We start from the raw sequence: 21,188 nt of genomic DNA, 5'->3' as shown, positions 1-21,188 counted from the left end.
GTGCCGGACCGCTCCTTCCTCCGCTGGCCCTTCTTCGAGGACCGCCACCGCGCCTTCGCCGCGGAGCTGGAACGGTGGGCGGGGGATGCGCTGGCCCATGTCGACCACGCCGACACGGACGCCGCCTGCCGCGCGCTGGTGCGGGACTTGGGTGACGCGGGCTTCCTCCAGTACACCGCCAGCGGGAGCGGCGCGCTCGACGTGCGCACCCTCTGCCTCGCCCGCGAGACGTTGGCGCGCCACGACGGGCTGGCCGACTTCGCCTTCGCCATGCAGGGCCTCGGCACCGGGGCGATCACGCTCTTCGGCACCGACGCGCAGAAGGCGGAATGGCTCCCCCGCACCCGCGCGGGCGAGAGCATCGCCGCCTTCGCCCTGACCGAGCCGCGCTCGGGCTCCGACGTCGCCAACTCCACCATGACCGCGACGCGCGACGGCGACGACTACATCCTGAATGGCGAGAAGACCTGGATCTCCAACGGCGGCATCGCCGACGTCCACACCCTCTTCGCCCGCACCGGCGAGGCCCCCGGCGCCCGTGGCCTCTCGGCCTTCGTCGTACCCGCCGGCCTGCCGGGCTTCGAAGTTGCGGAGCGGCTGGAGACCATCGCCCCCCACCCCCTCGCCACCCTGCGCTTCGGGAACTGCCGCGTGCCTGCCTCCGCCCTGCTCGGGCGCCCCGGCGAGGGCTTCAAGGTGGCGATGGCGGTGCTGGACGTGTTCCGCTCCACCGTGGCCGCCGCCGCGCTCGGCTTCGCGCGCCGGGCGCTCGACGAAGCGTTGTCCCGGACCACCACCCGCGAGGTGCAGGGCCAGCCGCTGAGCGAGCTGCAGATGGTGCAGGGCCACCTCGCCGACATGGCGCTCGACGTCGATGCCGCCGCCCTCCTCGTCTACCGCGCCGCCTGGGCGAAGGACGCCGGCGCCCCGCGCATCACCCGCGAGGCGGCCATGGCCAAGCTGTTCTCTACCGAGGCGGCGCAGACGGTCATCGACCGCGCCGTGCAGCTTCACGGCGGCGACGGCGTGCGGGCGGGCGAGACTGTGGAGCGCCTCTACCGCGAGATACGCGCGCTCCGGATCTACGAGGGCGCCTCCGACGTGCAGCGCGTGGTGATCGCCCGCCAGACCCTCGCGGCTCATGCGGCGGAGGGGCGCGCGTGATGGCCGACCGCCCCGTCACCGACTTCCGCGACCGGATGAGCTACGGGGACTACCTGCACCTCGGCCAGGTGCTCTCGGCCCAGCACCCCGTGTCGGACGCCCCCGACGAGATGCTGTTCATCGTCCAGCACCAGACCTCGGAGCTGTGGATGAAGCTAATGCTCCACGAGCTCGGCGCCGCCCGCCGCGCCGTGGCCGAGGATCACGTGCCCCAGGCCTTCAAGATGCTGGCCCGCGTCTCCCGCATCATGGAGCAGCTCAACAACGCCTGGGACGTGCTGCGGACCATGACGCCCTCGGACTACACCACGTTCCGCGAGACGCTCGGCCAGTCCTCGGGTTTCCAGTCCGTGCAGTACCGGCTGATCGAGTTCACGCTGGGCAACCGCAACGCCGACATGCTGCGCCCCCACGCCCACGACGCCGAGGCCACCGCCCGGCTGGAGGCCGAATTGCGCGAGCCCACGCTCTACCAGGTGGTCCTGCGCGCCGCCGCCCGCATGGGCATGGACGTGCCCGAGCGTGTCATCGCCGCCCCCTCCCGCGCGCCGCAGGCGGAGGTGCCCGAGGTCCGCGCCATGTGGGCTGCCGTGTACCGCGACCCGGCCGCCCACTGGACGCTCTACGAGATGGCCGAGAAGCTGGTCGACCTCGAGGACTACTTCCGCCGCTGGCGCTTCAACCACGTCACCACCGTGGAGCGCGTGATCGGCATGAAGCGCGGCACGGGGGGCACGGGCGGCGTCGACTACCTGCGCCGGATGCTGGCCGTGGAGCTGTTCCCCGAGCTCTGGCGCGTGCGGACCGACCTGTGAGGATGCCATGAGACCGAGTGCCCACGCCGACGACTTCGCCCGCCGCAACCTCCCCCCCGAGGACCAGTGGCCCGACTTCCTGTTCGACGGCTTCCGCTACCCCGACCGGCTGAACGCCGGCCACGAGCTGACCCACGCGATGGTGGAGCGCGGCCACGGCGACCGCACCGCCCTCATCGGCAACGGCCGCCGCCGCACCTACAAGGAGCTGGCCGACTGGACCGGCCGCCTCGCCCACGTGCTGGTCGAGGACCTGGGCGTGCGCCCCGGCGACCGCGTGCTGATCCGCTCCGCCAACAACCCCGCCATGGTGGCCTGCTGGCTGGCCGCCACGAAGGCGGGCGCGGTGGTGGTGAACTCCATGCCGATGCTGCGCGCCCACGAGCTGCGCAAGTACGTGGACAAGGCCGAGATCGCCTTCGCGCTGTGCGACACCCGTCTGATGGAGGAGATGGAGAAGGCGGCCGAGGGCAGTCCCTTCCTGCGCCGCGTCGTCGGCTTCGACGGCACCGCCAACCACGACGCGGAGCTGGACCGCCTCGCGCTGGAGAAGCCCGTCCACTTCGCGGCCGTGGACACCGCGCAGGACGACGTGGCCCTCCTCGGCTTCACCTCCGGCTCCACCGGCGATCCGAAGGCCACGATGCACTTCCACCGCGACCTGCTCGTCATCGCCGACGGCTACGCGAAGGAAGTCCTAGGCGTCACCCCCGACGACGTGTTCGTCGGCTCGCCCCCCCTCGCCTTCACCTTCGGGCTGGGCGGCCTCGCCATCTTCCCGCTGCGCTTCGGGGCCGCCGCGACCCTGCTGGAGACGGCCTCCCCGCCCAACATGATCGAGATCATCGAGCGCTACCGCGCCACGGTCTGCTTCACCGCCCCCACCGCCTATCGCGCCATGCTGCAGGCCATGGAGGCGGGCGCCGACCTCTCGTCGCTCCGCGCCGCGGTCTCCGCCGGCGAGACCCTCCCCAAGCCCGTCTACGACGAGTGGATGGCCAAGACCGGCAAGCCCATGCTCGACGGCATCGGCGCCACCGAGATGCTCCACATCTTCATCTCCAACCGCTTCGACGACCACCGCCCCGCCTGCACCGGCAAGCCGGTCGGCGGCTACGAGGCGAAGGTCATCGGCCCAGACGGCGCCGAGGTCCCCGACGGCACCCCCGGCCGCCTCGCCGTGCGCGGGCCGACCGGCTGCCGCTACCTGCGCGGCGAGCGTCAAGCCGAGTATGTGGTGGACGGCTGGAACGTCACGGGCGACACGTTTCTGCGGGACGAGGGCGGCTGGTTCCACTTCCAGGCGCGCAACGACGACATGATCGTGTCGGCGGGCTACAACATCGCCGGCCCCGAGGTGGAGGCGGCGCTGCTGGCCCACCCCTGGGTCGCGGAATGCGCCGTGATCGGCGCGCCCGACCCGGGCCGCGGCCAGGTCGTCGAGGCCCACGTCGTTCTGGCCGAGGGCGCCCGGCCGGACGACGCGACGAGGCTGGCGCTCCAGGAGCACGCGAAAGGCATGATCGCCCCCTACAAGTACCCCCGCAGCGTCGTCTTCGCGGACGCCCTGCCCAAGACGCCCACCGGCAAGGTGCAGCGCTTCCGGCTCCGGCCCGGCGGAGGCGCGCCATGAACTGCGTCTTCGTCCAGGTCCGCTGCCGCCCCGCCACCGCCTACAAGGTGGCCGACGCCATCGCGCTGCGCGAGATCCACTCCGAGCTCTACTCCACCTCCGGCGAGTACGACCTCCTGGTGAAGATCTACGTTCCCGAAGGCGAGGACGTAGGCAAGTTCATCAACGACAACCTGCTCGACATCGACGGGATCGAGCGGACGCTGACGACCCTGACCTTCAGGGCCTTCTGAACAACCCGTCGCACCGCAACAGGGGAAGCACATGAAACTGAAGTCTCTCATCCTCGCCGCCGGCCTCGCCGCCACGGCGACCCACGCCCTCGCCGACGCCCACGGGGGCGTCAAGGTCGGCATGATCACCACGCTCTCGGGCGGCGGCGCCGGCCTCGGCATCGACGTGCGCGACGGCTTCCTGCTGGCCGTCGAGCAGGACGGCCGCGAGGGCCTCGAGGTCGTCGTCGAGGACGACCAGCAGAAGCCCGACGTGGCCGTGCAACTCGCCGACAAGATGATCCAGTCCGAGAAGGTGGACGTTCTGACCGGCATCATCTGGTCGAACCTCGCCATGGCCGTGGTGCCCTCGGCCACCGCGCAGGGCGTGTTCTACCTCTCGCCCAACGCCGGTCCCTCGGCGCTGGCGGGCAAGGGCTGCAGCCCGCTCTACTTCAACGTGGCCTGGCAGAACGACAACCTCCACGAGGCGGCGGGCGCCTACTCGAACACCGCAGGCCACCAGAACGCCTTCATCCTCGCGCCCAACTACCCCGCGGGGCAGGACGCGCTGACCGGCTTCAAGCGCATGTACGAGGGCGAGCTGGCGGGCGAGCTGTTCACCGAGCTGGGCCAGACCGACTACGCCGCCGAGCTCGCGCAGATCCGCGCCTCGGGCGCCGACTCGGTGTTCTTCTTCCTGCCCGGCGGCATGGGGATCTCGTTCCTCAAGCAGTACGCCGACAGCGGCATCGAGCTGCCCGTGGTCGGCCCCGCCTTCTCGTTCGACCAGGGCATCCTGCAGGCCGTGGGCGACGCGGCGCTCGGCGTGGTGAACACCTCGCAGTGGTCGAAGGATCTCGACAACGAGGCGAACGTCGCCTTCGTCGCCGCCTTCCAGGAGAAGTACGGCCGCCTGCCCTCGCTCTACGCCTCCCAGGGGTACGACACCGCGAACCTCCTCCTGTCCGCGCTCGACAAGGCCATGCCGTCGGATGCCGAGGCGTTCCAGGCCGCCCTCGAGGAGGCCGACTTCTCGTCCACGCGCGGCGACTTCCGCTTCGGGCCGAACCACCACCCGATCCAGGACATCTACGCCCGCGAGGTCGTCAAGGAGGGCGACGTCTACACCAACCGGATCGTCGGCGTGGCCCTCGAGGACCACGGCGACGCCTACGCCGCCGAGTGCGAGATGTGATCCCGCCGGCCCGGGCGCGCGGCGCCCGGGCCACCCCGACCGCCCACGAAAGGCGCCCATGACCCCCATCCTCGTCATCGAGCAGGTCCTGAACGGCCTCCAGTTCGGCGTGATGCTGTTCCTGATGGCGGCCGGCCTGACGCTGATCTTCGGCGTGATGGGCCTGATCAACCTCGCTCACGGCTCGCTCTACATGATCGGCGCCTTCGCCGCCGCCGCCGTGGCCGGCGCCACCGGCTCGTTCCTACTGGCCCTGGCGGCGGCCATGGCGGCGGCGGCCATCGCGGGTGTCGTCGTCGAAGTGGCGGTGATCCGGCGCCTCTACGCGCGCGACCACCTCGACCAGGTGCTCGCCACCTTCGCGCTGATCCTCGTGTTCTCGGAAGGCACCCGCTGGCTCTTCGGCTCCTTCCCGCTGTTCCTCGACATCCCCGAATGGCTGAGCGGCCCCGTCATGCTGCCGGGCGGCATCCTCTACCCCGCCTACCGCCTCGCCCTCATCGCCGTGGGCCTCGCCGTGGCCGTCGGCCTCGGCCTCCTGATCACCCGCACGCGGCTGGGCATCCAGATCCGCGCCGGCGAGAACGACCGCGAGATGATCGCCGCCCTCGGCGTCGACATATCCAAGCTCTACACCCTCGTCTTCGCCCTCGGCGCCGCATTGGCCGGGCTGGCGGGCGCGCTCGTGGGCGCGATCCAGTCTGTGCAGGTGGGCATGGGCGAGCCGGTCCTGATTCTGGCCTTCGTGGTGATCGTGATCGGCGGCATCGGCTCGATCCGCGGCGCCCTCGTGGGCGCCCTGCTGGTCGGCCTGACCGACACCCTCGGCGGCGTGTTCCTGCCCGCCCTGCTCGCCCTCGTCACCGACGCCTCGACGGCGGCCTCAACCGGCTCGGCGCTGGCCTCCATGGCGATCTACGTGCTGATGGGCGCCGTGCTCGTCTGGCGCCCCACCGGCCTCTTCGGAGCGCGCGCATGATTCCCGAGCGCCTCGTCAACGCCGCCGTGCTGCTGCTCCTCGCCGGCATCCCGCTCTGGGCGTGGATGGCGGACGAGCCCTTCACCATCACGCTCGCCACCCGCGCCGCCGTGTTCGCGCTGGCCGCCGTGGGCCTGAACCTCGCCCTCGGGCTGGGCGGCATGGTCTCCTTGGGCCACGCCGCGTTCTTCGGGCTGGGCGGCTACGCCATGGGCATCCTCGCCCACCACGCCCAGACCTACACGGCGCTGAACATCGGCCCCTTCGCCTTCGACGGCACCAAGTCCATGCCCGTGATCTGGCTGGTCGCCATGGCCGCCTCGGCGCTGGCCGCCCTCCTGATCGGCCTCCTCTCGCTGCGCACGGCGGGCGTCTACTTCATCATGATCACGCTGGCCTTCGGGCAGATGTTCTACTTCTTCGCCATCTCCTGGCCCGCCTACGGCGGCGAGGACGGCCTCTCGATCTACGTGCGCAACGGCTTCCCGGGCCTGAACACCCTCGACCCGATCCAGTTCTTCGGCCTCTGCTTCGCGCTCCTCCTCCTCGCGCTCCTCCTGTCCGCGCGCCTCAAGCGCTCCCCCTTCGGCCTCGCCCTGGAGGCCGCCCGCCAGGTGCCCCAGCGCGTGGAGACCGTGGGCCTCGACCCGTTCCGCCTGAAGCTGGTGGCCTTCGTCCTCTCGGGCACGATCACCGGCCTCGCGGGCGCGCTCTTCGCCGACCTCAACCGCTTCGTCTCGCCCACCATGTTCTCGTGGCAGCTCTCGGGAGAGATCATCGTGTTCGTGATCCTCGGCGGCGTCGCGCGCCTCTGCGGCCCCGTGGTCGGCGCCTGCGTCTTCGTCCTCCTCGAGCACGTCCTCGGGGGCCTCAGCGACTACTGGCACGTCTACCTCGGCGCGCTCCTCCTCGGCATCGTGCTCTTCGCGCGGGGCGGAATCATCGGCCTACTCTCAGGCCCGGAGCGGCTCCATGACTGACGCCCCCGTCCTCGCCGTCCACGACTTGCGCAAGAGCTTCGGCGCCCTCGCCGCCACCGACGGCGTCTCGCTCGATCTCCGCCCCGGCGAGATCCACGCCGTGATCGGCCCGAACGGCGCCGGCAAGTCCACCCTCATCGCCCAGATCGGCGGCACCCTGGCCCCCGACTCCGGCCGGGTCGAGCTGCTGGGCGAGGACGTCACCCGCCTGCCCACCCGCGCCCGCGCCCGCCGCGGGCTGGGCCGCACCTTCCAGGTCTCCGCCCTCGCCATGGAGCACTCCGCGCTCCAGAACGCCCTCCTCGGCGCCCTCGGGGCCTCGGGGCGCCCCTGGCGCTTCCTCCGCTCCGCCCTCGGCGACCAGGCCTTGCGCGCCCGCGCCGAGGCCGCCCTCGCCCGCGTCGGCCTTGGCTCCCACGCCGCCACCCGCACCGGCGCCCTGAGCCACGGCGAGCGCCGCCAGCTCGAGGTCGCCGTGGCCCTCACCCTCCAGCCCCGCGCCTTCCTCATGGACGAGCCCATGGCCGGCCTCGGCACCGAAGGCTCCAAGACCCTCACCGCCTTCCTGGACGGCCTGCGTGCCGAAGCCCCGATCCTCCTCGTCGAGCACGACATGGACGCCGTGTTCGCCCTCGCCGACCGGGTGAGCGTGCTCGTCTACGGCCGGATCATCGCCACCGGCACCGTGGACGAGATCCGCCGGAGCCGCGCCGTGCGCGAGGCCTATCTCGGGGACGCCGCATGAGCCTGCTGGAACTGCAAGGCGTCGAGGCCTCCTACGGCACCGCCCAGGCCCTCCACGGCGTCGACCTGCGCGTCGAGGAGGGCGAGGCCGTCGCCCTCATGGGGCGCAACGGCATGGGCAAGACCACCACCGTGAAGGCCATCTGCCGGATGCTGCCCGCCACCGGCACCCTCCAATTCGACGGCCGCGACTTGCGCGCCCTGCCCTCCCACCGCGCCGCCCGCCTCGGCATCGGGCTGGTGCCCGAGGGCCGCCGCTGCTTCCGCTCCCTCACCGTGCACGAGAACCTCGTCGCCGCCGCCCGCCCCGGCCCGTGGGACATGGACAAGGTCGCCGCCCTCTTCCCCCGGCTCGGGGAGCGCCGCACCCAGCGCGCCGCCACGCTTTCGGGCGGCGAGCAGCAGATGCTCGCCATCGGCCGCGCGCTGATGACCAACCCGCGCCTCCTGATCCTCGACGAGGCCACCGAGGGCCTCGCCCCCCTCGTGCGCGCCGAGATCTGGGCCGCCGTGGGCGCGGTGCGCCGCGACGGCGCGATGGCCCTCCTCGTGATCGACAAGTCCCTCGCCGAGCTGCGCGCCGTCTGCGACCGCGCCGCGATCCTCCAGCGCGGCCGCACCGCCTGGGAGGGGCCCGTCGCCGACCTCACCGACGAGACCGCCGAGCGATTGGTGGGGGTGTAGATGTTCGAGACCACCCAGAAGGTGCTGTTCCGGCACTGCGACCCGGCGGGTATCGTGTTCTTCCCGCGCGCCTTCGAGATCGCCAACGACCTCGTGGAGCGGTTCTTCGCGGAGGCCCTCGACTGGCCCTTCGAGGACCTGCTCCGCGATGCCGGCGTGCCCACCGCCGAGATCGCCACCCGCTTCCGCGCCCCCTCGCGCCACGGCGACGTGCTGCGGCTGCGGCTCGCGCTCACGAAGCTCGGCCGCACCAGCCTCGCCTATCGCCTCGACGCGCAGTGCGGGGGCGAGCCGCGCTGGGAGACCCGCGCCACCCTCGTCCACGTCGGCGCCGGGGGCCGCCCGGCCCCGTGGCCCGACGCCGTCCGCCTCCGCCTCGCCGACCATCTGGAGCCCGCCCCATGACATTGACCCCGATCCACCCCGAGGGCTGGGCGCCCGCGCTCGGCTACGCCAACGGCATGCTCGCCCCCGACGGCACGCTCCACGTGGCCGGCCAGATCGGATGGGACGCGTCGAAGCGCTTCGTGGCGGACGACTTCGTGGGGCAGATGCGCCAGGCGCTCGCGAACGTGGTCGCGGTGGTCGAGGCGGCGGGCGGCTCGGCCACGGACGTGGCGCGACTGACGTGGTTCGTGACCGACAAGTACGCCTACCTCGCCGCCCAGCGCGCCGTGGGCGAGGCCTACCGCGAGGTGTTCGGCCGCCACTTCCCGGCCATGTCGATGCTGGTGGTCTCGGAGCTGGTCGAGGACCGCGCGCTGGTCGAGATCGAGGCCACCGCCCACGTTGGCTGAGGTCGCGATCCGCCCCGCCGTCCCGGCCGACGCCGCGGCGGTCCGCGCCTGCGTCCGCGCCGCCTACGCGCCTTACGTTGCCGCGATCGGCCGCGAGCCCGCGCCCATGGGCGACGACTGGCCCGCGCTGGTGGCCGCCGGCGAGGTCCGCGTCGCCCCGGCCCTCGGCCCGCTGCTGGGGTGCATCGCCTTCCGCGCGGACGGCCCGGCGATGCTGCTGGAGACCGTCGCCGTCCACCCGGGCGCCCAGGGCCGCGGCCTCGGCGGCGCGCTGATCCGCCACTGCGAGGCCGAGGCGCGCCGCCTCGGGCTGGCCTCCGTGCGCCTCTACACCAACGAGGCGATGACGGCGAACCTCACGCTCTACCCCGCCCTCGGCTACCGCGAGACCGGGCGGCGGGAGGAGCACGGCTTCCGCCGCGTGTTCTTCGAGAAGAGGCTGGCCTGAGGCGGGCCGAAACCCCTCTGTCCCCACCGATCCACCTCTCGGCGCGCCTCCGTCCCCACGTGTCCCCACGACGGCACACGCGAAGTCGCCGGAGCGATGGACCCGCGGCGGCGGAAAATGTTAGCAAATCCAAAGATTTGGATGGTACCAGCGCCCCGGCTCGAACGGGGGACCTCCTGATCCACAATCAGGCGCTCTAACCAACTGAGCTACGCCGGCACTCGTCCCGCGGCGCCTCGCGGCACCGCTCGGGGCGCGATCTAGCGAAGGGGCGCGCGCCGCGCAAGAGCGGCGGGGCGGGGTTTTCTCCCCCGGCGGCCCTACAACGCGATCTCCCAGCTCTGCTCCACGGTGGGCTGCCCGAACGCCTCGACCGGCTTCGAGTCCACCATGCGGAAGCCCCGCCGCGCGTAGAGCCGTCCCGCCGCGCCGTGGCTCTCGTGGGTCCAGAGCGTAAGCCGCCGCGCACCGGTCTCCCGCGCGAAGGCCATGCAGCGGTCCAGCAGCGCGTCCGCCAGCCCGGTGCCGCGCATCGCCGGCTCCACGAGGAACATCCGCAGCTTCGCCGACTCGTCCGAGGGGCGGGTGCAGAAGATGCAGCCCAGCCGCTCGTCCCCGCGGTGGGCGATCCAGGCCCGCTCGTGCGCGGTGCGCGTCTCGATGAACCGCGCCAGCAGCCCCAGCACCAGCGCCTCGAAGCGGATGTCGTAGCCCTCGTCGCGCCAGTAGAGCGCGCCGTGGCGCGAGGCGACCCAGCCGGCGTCCCCGGGCTCGAGGTCGCGGAACTCGACGTCGCCTGTCATGCTCCCACGTTGCACGGGGCCCGCGGCGGCGCTAGAGGGCCGCCATGGGCATCAACGACGAATCCGACGCCGAGGCGAACCTGCAGATCGGTCCCACCGACCGCGGCATGGTGCGCCTCTTCATCGAGAGCCACGGCACCGAGATCCCGATGGACTTCGAGCCCGAGGAGGCCGAGGACATCGCCGAGGAGCTCCGCGCCGCCGCCGCGATGGCCCGCGCCATGGGCGCCAAGGGCCGCTGAGCCGCGCGCGGCGAACACGCCTTCTGATCTTCGTTTCGTAAATTCCGAGGAGGTCCGCAGGCTTCCCGGGATCGGTCCAGTGGACCGATCCGCCTGCGGACGGGCGAAGCCCCGGACGCGCGCAGCGAGCGGGGGCAGAGCCCCCTATCGACGCCGCCGGTATGCACGGGGGGTGCACGCAGGGTGCACGGGGGGCGCCCCCCCCGTTCAGGACGCCGAGCGCAGCATCGGGTCGCGTGCCCAGTGCAGCCGCTGCGCCGCCGTGCGCGCGAACCGGACGGTCAGCTTGCGGCGCTTGGCCTGCGGCAGCGGCGTGCCTTCCGGCATGCGGATCACCTCGGCCCCGAAGGCGTCGCCGATGATGAGGCCCACATCGCCGGGCAGGATCTCGGTCGGGAAATCGCAGTCCACGGCGAAGAAGAACCGATCCGCAAAAGGCAAGTAGTTCCGCCACTTGAGGTCCGACATGAAGTCCGCGCGGCTCGACTTGCACTCGATCACCCAGAACTCGGACTTCGGCCCCATGGCCATCACGTCGATGCGCAGGCCGCGGTCGGGCACGAACTCCTCAAGGCAGCAGAAGTCGTGGTCCCGCAGGTGCCGCGCGACGCCGCGGGCCAGCAGCTGGCCGGGCTGCATGGGGGCGTCGGGCAGGAGGGCGGGACGGTCGAGCATGGGGCGATCTTGTGAACGAAAGGTGAATCGCTGTCCAGCCTCCCCCTCCCGCTTGAAGGCCCCGGGGGCGGGGCCTATCTGGCTTCTCGCGGGTTCTGCTCTTCTCGTCACTCGGCGAAATTCCGGTGGCCTTAAGCAATTCCGAGGGAGTTGGCTCTGATGCGGTCCTGGCCGTGTTACCCGGCGCCCACCTGTACATACAGGTCCTCGGGAATGATCGCTCGACGGTCGCTGCGGATCCCGCGCATTTCCTGCCCGAAGGGCAGGAAATGTCGCGTCTCGCAACAAGATGCCACGCCGCCCTAACCGGGACTTTCCGCAGGAAAGTCTCCGGCCCCGGCGTGGCACCCGCGACGACCGTACGAGGGGGCTCTGCCCCCGCGCTACGCGCTCCCCCGAGGTACTTCGGGCAAGGTGAGGACGCAGGGGCGCCTACCGCCCCCGCCGCCGCGCCTCCATCCGCATCGCGCGCCGCATCTCGATGTCCGCGAGCCGCGTCATCAGGGCACGGCGCTCCGCCTCGCCTTCCGTCGCCTTCAGCTCCTCGCGCAGCGCGGCGGCCTGCTTGGCGAGCACCACCTCGGGCGGCAGCGCGCCCTCGCGCGCCATCATGCGGAAGCCCGCCGACTCGATCGGATCGACGTAGGCCCCGCCTTCGGCGGGCGGCAGCGGCTTGCCCTCGCCTTCGAGCCCGCGCAGGTCGCCCTGCGCCTCGGCCCGGGCGATCAGCCGCTCGGTGAGGAAGGCGAGCGCCTTCACTTCGCCTCCAGCGCCTCGATGCGGGCGCGCAGCGCCTCGTTCTCCTCGCGGGCCTTCTGGGCCATCGCGCGCACGGCGTCGAACTCCTCGCGCGTCACGAAGTCGCGGTCGGCCATCCAGCGGTCCAGCATCGACTGGAACGCGGTCTCGGCCTCGGCGCGCGCGCCCTGCGCCACGCCCATCGCGTTGGTCATGAGCTGGCCGATGTCGTCCATGAAGCGGTTGCGGGTCTGCATTGGGTCTCTCCTCCGGGATCCCGCCGGATATGGGGGCACGGGCGCCGCGCCTCAAGCTTGACAGCCCCGCCCCGCGCGGCCACGGCACGGCCCATGCTCGTGATCCCCTTCCCCGACATCGCGCCCGAGATCTTCACGCTCTCGCTCGGCGGCTTCGACTTCGCGCTGCGCTGGTACGCGCTGGCCTATATCGCCGCGATCCTCGGGGGGTGGGCGCTCGCCCGCGCGGCCGTCGCGCATACCGAGTGGTGGCCGGGCGGCACCGCGCCGATGACCAGGGCGCAGATCGAGGACGCCATGACCTGGGCGACGCTCGGCGTGATCCTGGGCGGGCGGCTGGGCTACGTGCTGTTCTACCGGCCCGAGCACTACTTCGCGAACCCCGGCGAGATCCTCGCCGTCTGGGAGGGCGGAATGAGCTTCCACGGCGGCATGATCGCCACCGGCCTCGCCGTGATCGCCTTCGCGCTGAAGAACGGCGTGCCGATCCGGCAGATGCTGGACGTGGCCGCGCTGGCCACGCCGCTGGGCCTCGCGCTGGGGCGGCTCGCGAACTTCATCAACGCCGAGTTGTGGGGCCGTCCCTCGGACCTGCCGTGGGCGGTGGTGTTTCCCGGCGAGGCCGCGCAGGCCTGCGCCACGGCCGCGGCGGCCTGCGCGCGCCATCCCTCGCAGCTCTACGAGGCGCTGCTGGAGGGCGTGGTGCTGCTGGCCGTGCTCTGGATCGTGGCCGCGCGCGGGGCGCTGAAGCGGCCCGGCTTCGTGACGGGGCTGTTCCTCGCCGGCTATGCGACGGCGCGCATCTTCGTGGAGCGGTTCCGCGTGGCCGACGCCCAGTACATCACCCCAGAGAACCCGCTCGGCCACGTGGTCGGCTCGCCGGAGTTCGGCCTGAGCATGGGACAGGTGCTGAGCCTGCCGATGCTCGTCGTGGGCCTCGGCGCGATGGCGCTGGCGGTGGCGGCGGGCCGGCGCCGCACGGCGTGAGCCTGCGCGACCACCTCCTGCGGCGCATCCGAGCCGCGGGGCCGATGACCGTGGCCGACTGGATGCACGACTGCCTCGTGCACCCCGAATGGGGCTACTACGTGCGCCGCGACCCGCTGGGCCGCGACTTCACCACCGCGCCCGAGATCTCCCAGGTGTTCGGCGAGCTGCTGGGACTGGCCCTCGCGCAGGCGTGGCTCGACCAGGGGGCGCCCGCGCCCGTGACGCTGGCGGAGCCGGGACCGGGGCGCGGCACACTGATGGCCGACGCCCTGCGCGCCACCGCGCGCGTTCCCGGCTTCCATGACGCGCTCCGCCTCCACCTCGTGGAGGCCTCGCCCGCCCTGCGCGCGGAGCAGGCCAAGCGTCTCGGCGACCACGATCCCACCTGGCACGACACGGTGGACGCCCTGCCGGACGGCCCCCTCCTGCTCGTCGCCAACGAGTTCCTCGACGCCCTGCCGGTGCGCCAGTGGCGGCGCGCGGGCGATGGCTGGTCCGAGGTGCTGGTGACGGAGCGGGAGGGCGCGCTCGCCTTCGCCGCCGGTCCACCCGCCCTCGTCCCCGAGCTGGACCGCTTCGACGTCCCCGACGGCACGGTGGTGGAGCGCTGCCCTGCCCTGCCCGGCGTGGTCGCCGCCATCGCGCGGCGGGTGGCCGAGGGGGGCGCGGCGATCTTCGTGGACTACGGGCACTGGCGCTCGCGCGGCGACACGCTGCAGGCGGTGCGTGCGGGCGCGGCGGTCGACCCGCTGGCCGATCCGGGCGAGGCCGACCTCACGGCCCACGTGGACTTCGAGGCGGTGGCGCTGGCCGCCGGGGGCGTGCCGGGCCTGCGCGTCTCGGGGATGGAGCGGCAGGGCGTGCTGCTGGAGCGGCTCGGCGCCACGGCGCGCGTGCAGGCCCTCGCCCGGGGCCGCGACGCCGCCGCGGTGGAGGCGCTGGCCGCCGCGCACCGGCGCCTCCTTCACCCCTCCGAGATGGGCGATCTGTTCAAGGCCCTCGCCCTCGTGCCCGCGGGCGCCCCGCTGCCGCCGGGCTTCGGGGACTAGGGGCGCGAGCCGGTCCGCGCCGTTCCTTCCCCCCGCCCCGCATGCGCCTTGACCCGCCCCGTCGCACCGCGCACTCCGGTGGCATGACCCTCGACGCCATCCGCTCCGACCTCATCGCTGCGCCGCACGGGTTCTTCACCCGCGCGGGCGGTGCCTCGTCGGGGCTCTACGAGGGGCTGAACGCCGGGCTCGGCAGCCGCGACCAGCGCGGCGCGGTTCAGATGAACCGCGAGCGGGTGGCCGCGCATCTCGGCGTCGCGCCCGATCACCTCCACGGGGTGCACCAGGTCCATTCGGCGGACGTGGTGCGCGTGGACGGCCCCCTGGGCGAGCCGCGTCCGAAGGCCGACGCGCTCGTCACCGACCGCCCCGGCGAGGCGCTCGCGATCCTCACCGCCGACTGCCAGCCGGTGCTGTTCGAGGACCGCGAGGCCGGCGTCATCGGGGCGGCCCATGCGGGCTGGAAGGGTGCGCTCGGCGGTGTGCTGGAGGCGACCCTGGAGGCGATGGAGGCGCTCGGCGCGCGCACGATCCGCGCGGCCATCGGCCCGTCGATCTCGCAGCGCAACTACGAGGTGGGGCCCGAGATGCTGGACGCCTTCCTGGCCGAGGACGCGGAGGCCGCGCGCTTCTTCGCGAACGGCGAGGGCGACCGGATGATGCTGGACCTGCCGGGCTACGGCCTCCACCGCCTGCGCCGCGCGGGCGTGGAAGCCGAGTGGACCGGCCACTGCACCTACGCCGACGAGGCGCGGTTCTACTCCTACCGCCGGGCCACCCACCGGGGCGAGCCCGATTATGGCCGTCTCATCGCCGCGATCCGGCTCTAGCGGCGCCACGGGAACACCCGGACCGCGCCACGTCTCCGCCCCCGCCCCGCCGCGAGGCCCCGTCACACCGGGCTCACGCCTCAGGGAGAGATCGCGATGTCCAGCAAGACCTTCATCGACGCCGTCGTCGAAGCCGCTCGCACCGAGCGCCCGGTGATGCCGTGGACCCGCGGCGCGCGCCGTGCCGCCATGATCGACCGCCGCGTGCCCGAGCGCATCGAGGCCGCCGCCAGCTGAGGCCACGCCCCCGCTGGACAACCCCGCCGGGCGGGGCGCAACTGCGCCCATGCCCGATCTCGACCTCCGCTACCCCGCCATCTCCGACCTGCGCGCCCGCGCCCGCCGGCGCATGCCTCGCTTCGCCTTCGAGTACCTCGATTCGGGCACCGGCACCGAGCGCGGCGTCCACGCGAACCGCGCCGGCCTCGACGCGGTGCGCTTCCAGCCCGCGATCCTGCGCGGGCCTCTCGATTTCGACCTCTCCGCGGATGCCTTCGGCCCGCACCCCCTGCCCTTCGGCATCGCGCCCGTGGGCTTCGCGGGCATGATCTGGCCGGACGCGGAGCGTCACCTCGCCCGCGCCGCCGCGCGCCACGGCATCCCCTACGGCCAGAGCACCGTGGCCGCCGCCACGCCCGAGGACACCGGCCCCATCGCCGGCGATCTGGGCTGGTTCCAGCACTACCCGGTCAACGACGCAGGGATACGCCGGGACATGCTGCGGCGGATCAAGGACGCGGGCTGGCGGGTGCTAGTCGTCACCGTGGACGTGCCCGGCGAGTCGCGCCGCGAGCGCCAGCGCCGCGCCAACATCTCCATGCCCCCCGTGGTCACGCCCGCGATGGCGCTCGACATGGCCCTGCACCCGGCATGGGCCATGGGCCACGCGCGGATGGGCGGCATGCCCCGGATGCGCTTTCCCGAAGGATACGTCGGCGACCGCACGGGCGCGGACGCCTTCGTCCACGCGGGCCGCCTGATCCGGGGCTATCCGGACGACGCCTACATCAGCGCCCTGCGCGAGGAGTGGGACGGCCCCCTCGTGGTGAAGGGCGTGCAGGAGGGGGTGGACGCCGAGCGGCTGCTCGGCCTCGGCGTGGACGGCATCTGGGTGTCGAACCACTCGGGCCGCCAGTTCGAGGGCGGGCCGGCGGCGATCGACAACCTGCGCGAGGTGGCCGGCGTCGTCGCGGGCCGGGCGCCGGTGTTCTTCTGCTCCGGCGTCGCGGGCGGGCTGGACGTCCTGCGCGCGGTGGCCCTCGGCGCAAGCTTCGTGTTCCTCGGCAAGGCGTGGTTCTTCGCGCTGGCCGCCCTCGGGCCGCGGGGGCTGGATCACCTCGTGCACGTCCTGCGCGACGACCTGGAGTGCAACATGGCGCAGCTTGGGATCGAGCGGCTGGCGGACGCGAAGGGGCGGTTGATCGGTCGGGGGGGCGCGTCGATCCGGTAAGACGGCGCGGGTGGTTGGCCGAGGCCCCGGATCGGGTCCGGGGCCTCGGCCCGCCAGGGGCGGAACGGTCGGGACGTGAACGCTACCCCCCGACCCGCCGCAACCGGATCGGCCCCCGCGCCGCCTGCGGGTCCACCACCGCCCCGCCCTGCGTCGCCTCGACCTCTGCCAGCCCTCCGGCCACCCGGCGGACCTGCGCCATCAGCGGGCGCCAGTCCCCGGCCAGCGCCCGCGCCACCTCGGAGGGGCAGACCGAGCGGGGCGACCGCTCGGCCGTGAGCGCCAAGATCGCCGCCGCGACCGCGCCGTCAGTCGGAGAGCGCGGCATCGCAGCGGCCGCAGACCCCGTCGTGGCCGTGCCGGCCCACGTCGGGCAGCACCTTCCAGCAGCGCAGGCACTTGCCGCCCTCGGCGTGCCGGAACACCACCGCGACGCCGCCCTCCTCGGAGCGGAACGCCTCGGGCGGGGCGTCGGCGTCGGAGAGCACGACGTCCGAGACGATGCACACGTCGTCGAAGGCCACGCCGTCCAGCAGCGCCTTGGTGTCCGGGTCCACGTGCACCACCGGCGCCGCCTCCAGCGACGAGCCGATCACCTTGTCGCGCCGCGCCACCTCCAGCGCCCCGGTCACGACGCGGCGCGCCGCGCGCACGCGCGCCCACTTCCCAGCCAGCGCGTCGTCGCGCCATCCGGGGTTCGCTTCGGGGAAGTCCTCGAGGTGCACCGACGACTCCTCGCCCCCGAAGCGCTCCAGCCACGCTTCCTCCATGGTGAAGGGCAGGATCGGCGCGAGCCATGCGGCGATGCGCCTGTGCAGGATGTCGAGCACGGTGAGCGCCGAGCGCCGCCGCAGCGTGTCCCCGTCGCAGTAGAGCGCGTCCTTGCGCACGTCGAAGTAGAAGGCCGACAGGTCATTCGTGCAGAACTGGAACACGGCGTTCCAGACCCCGGCGAAGTCGAAGCGGCGGTAGCCCTCGCGCACCTCGTCGTCGAGCTCCGAGAGGCGGTGGAGGATCAGGCGCTCCAGCTCCGGCATCTCGATCGGGTCGGCGGCCTTCGCGGGATCGTAGTCGCCCAGCGAACCCAGCATGTAGCGCAGGGTGTTGCGCAGGCGCCGGTAGCCATCGGCCACGCCCTTGAGGATCTCGTCGCCGATGCGGTGGTCGGCGGTGTAGTCCACCTGCGCCACCCACAGGCGCAGGATGTCGGCGCCGTACTGGTCCACGATCTTCTGGGGCGCGACGATGTTGCCGAGCGACTTCGACATCTTCACGCCCTTCGCGTCGAGCGTGAAGCCGTGGGTCACGACCGCCTTGTAAGGCGCGCGCCCCTTCGTTCCGCAGCCCTGCAGCATGGACGAGTGGAACCAGCCCCGGTGCTGATCGGTGCCTTCCAGATAGACGTCGGCGATGCCGTCCGCGGTGCCGTCCTCGCGGTCGCGCAGCACGAAGGCGTGGGTGGAGCCCGAGTCGAACCACACGTCGAGGATGTCGAACACCTGGTCCCAGGCCTCGGGATCGTGGTCCGCCCCGAGGAACCGCGCCTTGGCGCCCGCCGCGTACCAGGCGTCCGCGCCCTCGGCCTCGAAGGCCTCGAGGATGCGCGCGTCCACGGCGTCGTCGCGCAGGATGAAGTCCGGATCGTCCGCCTTCGCGCCCCGCTTCGTGAACAGAACCAGGGGCACGCCCCAGGCGCGCTGGCGGCTGAGCACCCAGTCGGGGCGGTTCTCGATCATGGCGTGGAGCCGGTTGCGACCGCGCCGCGGCGTCCACTCCACCAGTTGGTCGATGGAGGTGAGCGCCCGCGCCCGGATCGTCTCGCCGTGCGCGTCGCGGCCGTCGCCCACGGGGCGGTCGATGGCGGCGAACCACTGGGGCCGGTTGAGGCGGATCACGGGGGCCTTGGAGCGCCAGGAATGGGCGTCCGAGATGGTGATGCGCCGCCGCGCCATCAGCGCGCCGGCCGCGACCATGCGCTCGATCACCGCCTTGTTGGCGCCGCCGGGCTTGCCGCTCGCCTGCACGATGGCCTCGCCGCCGAAGAACGGCAGGTCGGCGCGCAAGGTGCCGTCGGCCTCGACGTTGTAGGTCATGGGCAGGCCGTGCTCGACGCCGATCGCGTAGTCGTCGTCGCCGTGGCTGGGCGCGGTGTGCACGAAGCCCGTGCCGGCGTCGTCGGTGACGTGGGCGCCCGGGAACAGGGGCACGTCGTAGTCCCACTCACCGTCCGCGCCGTCCGCGCCGCGCAGGGGGTGGGCGCAGCGGAGGGCGGCAAGCTCTTCGGGCTGCACGGGGCGCACGCGGCGCCACTGACCGGATTCCAGCCGCATGGCGCCCAGCGCCTCCTCGGCGAGGGCGTCGGCGACTAGGAACGTGTCGCCCACCGAGACCCACGATTCCTCGGGCGTGCCCGTCACCTCGTAGAGGCCATACTCGATGGAGGGCCCGAAGCAGATCGCCCGGTTCGAGGGCAGCGTCCAAGGCGTGGTGGTCCAGATCAGCACGCGCGCGGCCTCGAGCTGCTGCTCGCGCGTGACCGTGGCCGCGGCCACGGCGGCGCGGGTCTCCTGCGTCTCCTCCTCGAAGGGCAGGTCCGCCTCAAGGTCGTAGAGCGTGCTCGCGGCCTCGACGACGGGGAAGGCCACCCAGACGGCGTCGGTCTGGCGGTCGTGGTACTCCACCTCCGCCTCGGCCAGCGCGGTGCGCTCCACGGGCGACCACATCACGGGCTTCGAGCCCTGGTACACCAGCCCATTGCGCACGAACTCCAGGAACTCGCCCGCGATCACCGCCTCGGCGTGATGCGCCATGGTCAGGTAGGGGTCGGCCCAGTTGCCGGTGATGCCGAGGCGCTGGAACTCGTCCCGCTGCACGTCGACCCAGCCGCGCGCGAACTCGCGGCACTCGCCGCGGAACTCGGACACGTCGACCGCGTCCTTGTCCTGGCCCTTGCTGCGGTACTTCTCCTCGATCTTCCACTCGATCGGCAGGCCGTGGCAGTCCCAGCCGGGGACGTACGGCGCGTCGAAGCCCATCATCTGGTGCGAGCGCACCACGAAGTCCTTCAGCGTCTTGTTGAGCGCGTGGCCCATGTGGAGGTGGCCGTTGGCGTAAGGAGGCCCGTCGTGGAGCACGAAGCGCTCCCGGCCCGCCTTGGCGCGCAAACGGTCGTAGATGCCCATCCGCGCCCAGCGCTCCAGCCACGCCGGCTCGCGCTTCGGGAGCCCGGCGCGCATCGGGAAGTCGGTGCGCGGCAGATGCAGGGTGGACTTGTAGTCGGGAGCTTCGGGCGTGTCGGCGCACATGGGGGCGGTCTCGCGAATGGGGAATGGAAGGGCGCGCGTCGGCGCGGCGTGCGGCCCGGCTACCCCGCGCGGATCAGCGGCGGGGCGCCGGGCGGCGAATTCGCGATATGCGGGCCGGATGGTGCATCGGCGGCGTTATAGGCAGGGGGCCGCGGGGGGTAAAGGCGCCCCTCAGACCACCGCCACGTTGCCGCGCTTGCGCCCCGTCTCCACGTAGCGGTGCGCCTCCACGAGGTCGCGCAGCGGATAGATCCGGTCCATCTGCGGGGCGAAGGTGCCCGCGTGCACCATCTCCAGGAGGGCCGCGAGGCCGCCGCGGAGGGTGGCCGCGTCCTGCAGGCCGGCCGCCGAGAACAGGGCGCGCGGCCCGTCGCGCATCCGGGACCGGGCCATGTCCCGCAGGAGCGCGAGCCCCAGCACCGGGCAGAGGTAGCGGCCCCGCGGCGCGAGGTGCGGGCGGGCCTCCGCGAAGCCCGAGAGCCCCAGCGTGTCGAACACCACGTCGAAGGGCCCGCCCGCGAACACGTCCTCCCTGCGCGGGTCCACGACCCGGTGCGCGCCGACGGCCGCCACCATCGCGGCGTTGCGCGTGGTGGTGGCGGTCGTATCCGCGCCGAGCGCGGCGGCGATCTGCACCGCCGCGCTGCCGAGGCTGCCCGAGCCGCCGAGGACCAGCACCCCCTCTCCCGCCCGCAGCTCCGCCACGCGGGTGAGGAAGTGCCACGAGGTCAGCGGCCCGTCGCACATCACCGCCGCCTCCTCGTGGGTGAGGGCGTCGGGCTTTGGCATGAGCACCCCGTCCTCGGGCAGGAGGATGTGGCTCGCGTTCGCGCCGAAGCGCATCCCCGCCTCGCCGAACACGGCGTCGCCCACAGCGAAGCGCCGCACTCCGGGCCCCGCGGCGATCACCTCGCCCGAGAGGCCCGTGCCGCTCAGGGCGGCGCGGGGACGGCGCAGGCCGAGGAAGAGGCGGGCGAAGCGGGGCCGGCCGGCGCGCATCATCGTGTCGGCGCGGGTCACGGCCGAGGCGCGCACGCGCACGAGCACCTCGCCCGGTCCCGGCTCCGGCAGGGGACGCACCACCGGCGCGAGCCGTTCGGGGCCGCCGTAGCGGCGGATTTCCCAGGCATCGTAGGTCATGGCAGGCTCCTTTCCGTTCGGGGTCGGCGTCCGGATAGAGGGTCGAGATCGATCC

The 21,188-nt window shown here is 72.9% G+C and carries 25 protein-coding genes, 1 tRNA gene and 1 other RNA gene; 19 read left to right on the top strand and 8 right to left on the bottom strand.

Annotation, left to right across the window (positions count from 1 at the left end):
* Genes K3554_RS06600 through K3554_RS06545 form a run of 12 tightly spaced genes read left to right on the top strand, consistent with a single transcriptional unit; the run spans position 1 to position 9,654 of the window.
* Positions 1 to 1,164, top strand: coding sequence for an acyl-CoA dehydrogenase family protein (locus tag K3554_RS06600; RefSeq protein ID WP_259945145.1), 1,164 nt, complete (start codon positions 1 to 3; stop codon positions 1,162 to 1,164).
* Positions 1,164 to 1,979 carry a tryptophan 2,3-dioxygenase gene (kynA, locus tag K3554_RS06595; RefSeq protein WP_259945141.1) on the top strand — a complete coding sequence of 272 codons (816 nt, stop codon included), beginning with the start codon at positions 1,164 to 1,166 and terminating at the stop codon, positions 1,977 to 1,979. The genes K3554_RS06600 and kynA overlap by 1 nt, the downstream gene beginning before the upstream one ends.
* A 7-nt stretch (positions 1,980 to 1,986) precedes the next feature.
* The gene (locus K3554_RS06590) at positions 1,987 to 3,612 is read left to right on the top strand and encodes an AMP-binding protein (protein WP_259945139.1); all 1,626 of its coding nucleotides are present in this window, start codon (positions 1,987 to 1,989) and stop codon (positions 3,610 to 3,612) included.
* Positions 3,609 to 3,845 carry an Lrp/AsnC family transcriptional regulator gene (locus K3554_RS06585; RefSeq protein ID WP_259945138.1) on the top strand — a complete coding sequence of 79 codons (237 nt, stop codon included), beginning with the start codon at positions 3,609 to 3,611 and terminating at the stop codon, positions 3,843 to 3,845. Before K3554_RS06590 ends, K3554_RS06585 begins: the two co-directional genes overlap by 4 nt.
* 31 nt (positions 3,846 to 3,876) lie before the next feature.
* On the top strand, positions 3,877 to 5,022 hold the full coding sequence (locus K3554_RS06580) for an ABC transporter substrate-binding protein (protein ID WP_259945136.1): 1,146 nt from the start codon (positions 3,877 to 3,879) through the stop codon (positions 5,020 to 5,022).
* 58 nt (positions 5,023 to 5,080) lie between these two features.
* Positions 5,081 to 6,001, top strand: coding sequence for a branched-chain amino acid ABC transporter permease (locus K3554_RS06575; protein ID WP_259945135.1), 921 nt, complete (start codon positions 5,081 to 5,083; stop codon positions 5,999 to 6,001).
* A complete protein-coding gene (locus K3554_RS06570) occupies positions 5,998 to 6,981 on the top strand; it encodes a branched-chain amino acid ABC transporter permease (protein WP_259945133.1) in 984 nt (327 codons plus the stop codon). Before K3554_RS06575 ends, K3554_RS06570 begins: the two co-directional genes overlap by 4 nt.
* A complete protein-coding gene (locus K3554_RS06565) occupies positions 6,974 to 7,726 on the top strand; it encodes an ABC transporter ATP-binding protein (RefSeq protein ID WP_259945131.1) in 753 nt (250 codons plus the stop codon). The genes K3554_RS06570 and K3554_RS06565 overlap by 8 nt, the downstream gene beginning before the upstream one ends.
* The gene (locus K3554_RS06560) at positions 7,723 to 8,409 is read left to right on the top strand and encodes an ABC transporter ATP-binding protein (RefSeq protein ID WP_259945130.1); all 687 of its coding nucleotides are present in this window, start codon (positions 7,723 to 7,725) and stop codon (positions 8,407 to 8,409) included. Before K3554_RS06565 ends, K3554_RS06560 begins: the two co-directional genes overlap by 4 nt.
* Positions 8,410 to 8,814 (top strand): thioesterase family protein, encoded by a 405-nt coding sequence (locus tag K3554_RS06555; protein ID WP_259945128.1) that lies wholly within the window; start codon positions 8,410 to 8,412, stop codon positions 8,812 to 8,814.
* Positions 8,811 to 9,206: a RidA family protein gene (locus K3554_RS06550; protein ID WP_259945126.1), complete on the top strand. Its 396-nt coding sequence runs from the start codon at positions 8,811 to 8,813 to the stop codon at positions 9,204 to 9,206. The genes K3554_RS06555 and K3554_RS06550 overlap by 4 nt, the downstream gene beginning before the upstream one ends.
* Positions 9,199 to 9,654, top strand: a complete 456-nt coding sequence (locus K3554_RS06545) for an N-acetyltransferase (RefSeq protein ID WP_259945123.1) — start codon at positions 9,199 to 9,201, stop codon at positions 9,652 to 9,654. The genes K3554_RS06550 and K3554_RS06545 overlap by 8 nt, the downstream gene beginning before the upstream one ends.
* 142 nt (positions 9,655 to 9,796) lie before the next feature.
* Here the strand turns inward: K3554_RS06545 and K3554_RS06540 are convergent.
* Both K3554_RS06540 and K3554_RS06535 read right to left on the bottom strand, forming a co-directional pair.
* Positions 9,797 to 9,873 (bottom strand) — tRNA-His (locus K3554_RS06540).
* A gap of 101 nt (positions 9,874 to 9,974) precedes the next feature.
* A complete protein-coding gene (locus K3554_RS06535) occupies positions 9,975 to 10,457 on the bottom strand; it encodes a GNAT family N-acetyltransferase (RefSeq protein ID WP_259945120.1) in 483 nt (160 codons plus the stop codon).
* Positions 10,458 to 10,501: 44 nt separating this feature from the next.
* Between K3554_RS06535 and K3554_RS06530 the strand changes: the two genes are divergently transcribed.
* On the top strand, positions 10,502 to 10,699 hold the full coding sequence (locus K3554_RS06530) for a DUF6324 family protein (RefSeq protein WP_259945117.1): 198 nt from the start codon (positions 10,502 to 10,504) through the stop codon (positions 10,697 to 10,699).
* 207 nt (positions 10,700 to 10,906) lie between these two features.
* Here the strand turns inward: K3554_RS06530 and K3554_RS06525 are convergent, their stop codons facing one another.
* Entirely contained in the window at positions 10,907 to 11,374 is a 468-nt protein-coding gene (locus K3554_RS06525; RefSeq protein ID WP_259945114.1) for an MmcB family DNA repair protein, read from the bottom strand.
* Between the two features lie 89 nt (positions 11,375 to 11,463).
* Between K3554_RS06525 and ssrS the strand changes: the two genes are divergently transcribed.
* Positions 11,464 to 11,618, top strand: a non-coding RNA gene (gene ssrS, locus K3554_RS06520) — 6S RNA.
* A gap of 188 nt (positions 11,619 to 11,806) precedes the next feature.
* On the opposite strand, the gene K3554_RS06515 is transcribed toward ssrS, so the two are convergent.
* Together K3554_RS06515 and K3554_RS06510 are read right to left on the bottom strand one after the other, a co-directional pair.
* Positions 11,807 to 12,133: a DUF1992 domain-containing protein gene (locus K3554_RS06515; protein ID WP_259945111.1), complete on the bottom strand. Its 327-nt coding sequence runs from the start codon at positions 12,131 to 12,133 to the stop codon at positions 11,807 to 11,809.
* Complete coding sequence (locus K3554_RS06510; RefSeq protein ID WP_259945109.1) at positions 12,130 to 12,369, bottom strand: accessory factor UbiK family protein; 240 nt, start codon at positions 12,367 to 12,369, stop codon at positions 12,130 to 12,132. Before K3554_RS06510 ends, K3554_RS06515 begins: the two co-directional genes overlap by 4 nt.
* Before the next feature lie 93 nt (positions 12,370 to 12,462).
* Between K3554_RS06510 and lgt the strand changes: the two genes are divergently transcribed.
* From lgt to K3554_RS06485, 5 genes are all read left to right on the top strand, one after another.
* Positions 12,463 to 13,356, top strand: a complete 894-nt coding sequence (gene lgt / locus K3554_RS06505) for a prolipoprotein diacylglyceryl transferase (protein WP_259945106.1) — start codon at positions 12,463 to 12,465, stop codon at positions 13,354 to 13,356.
* On the top strand, positions 13,353 to 14,408 hold the full coding sequence (locus tag K3554_RS06500; protein ID WP_259945103.1) for a class I SAM-dependent methyltransferase: 1,056 nt from the start codon (positions 13,353 to 13,355) through the stop codon (positions 14,406 to 14,408). The genes lgt and K3554_RS06500 overlap by 4 nt, the downstream gene beginning before the upstream one ends.
* Before the next feature lie 83 nt (positions 14,409 to 14,491).
* Entirely contained in the window at positions 14,492 to 15,238 is a 747-nt protein-coding gene (gene pgeF / locus K3554_RS06495) for a peptidoglycan editing factor PgeF (protein WP_259945101.1), read from the top strand.
* Positions 15,239 to 15,334: 96 nt separating this feature from the next.
* Positions 15,335 to 15,475: a hypothetical protein gene (locus K3554_RS06490; protein WP_259945099.1), complete on the top strand. Its 141-nt coding sequence runs from the start codon at positions 15,335 to 15,337 to the stop codon at positions 15,473 to 15,475.
* Between the two features lie 49 nt (positions 15,476 to 15,524).
* The gene (locus K3554_RS06485; protein ID WP_259945098.1) at positions 15,525 to 16,688 is read left to right on the top strand and encodes an alpha-hydroxy acid oxidase; all 1,164 of its coding nucleotides are present in this window, start codon (positions 15,525 to 15,527) and stop codon (positions 16,686 to 16,688) included.
* 82 nt (positions 16,689 to 16,770) lie between these two features.
* On the opposite strand, the gene K3554_RS06480 is transcribed toward K3554_RS06485, so the two are convergent.
* The 3 genes from K3554_RS06480 to K3554_RS06470 form a co-directional block, all read right to left on the bottom strand.
* Complete coding sequence (locus tag K3554_RS06480) at positions 16,771 to 16,974, bottom strand: DUF3253 domain-containing protein (RefSeq protein WP_259945097.1); 204 nt, start codon at positions 16,972 to 16,974, stop codon at positions 16,771 to 16,773.
* A gap of 22 nt (positions 16,975 to 16,996) precedes the next feature.
* Positions 16,997 to 19,993, bottom strand: a complete 2,997-nt coding sequence (gene ileS / locus K3554_RS06475) for an isoleucine--tRNA ligase (RefSeq protein WP_259945095.1) — start codon at positions 19,991 to 19,993, stop codon at positions 16,997 to 16,999.
* 171 nt (positions 19,994 to 20,164) lie between these two features.
* Complete coding sequence (locus tag K3554_RS06470; RefSeq protein WP_259945094.1) at positions 20,165 to 21,133, bottom strand: NAD(P)-dependent alcohol dehydrogenase; 969 nt, start codon at positions 21,131 to 21,133, stop codon at positions 20,165 to 20,167.
* Positions 21,134 to 21,188: the final 55 nt, after the last annotated feature.

Origin of the sequence: Jannaschia sp. W003, assembly GCF_025144335.1 — a bacterium.
Lineage (GTDB): Bacteria > Pseudomonadota > Alphaproteobacteria > Rhodobacterales > Rhodobacteraceae > Jannaschia.
The sequence above is the reverse complement of the archived record's forward strand: the minus strand, read 5'-3'. Positions and strand labels throughout refer to the sequence as shown.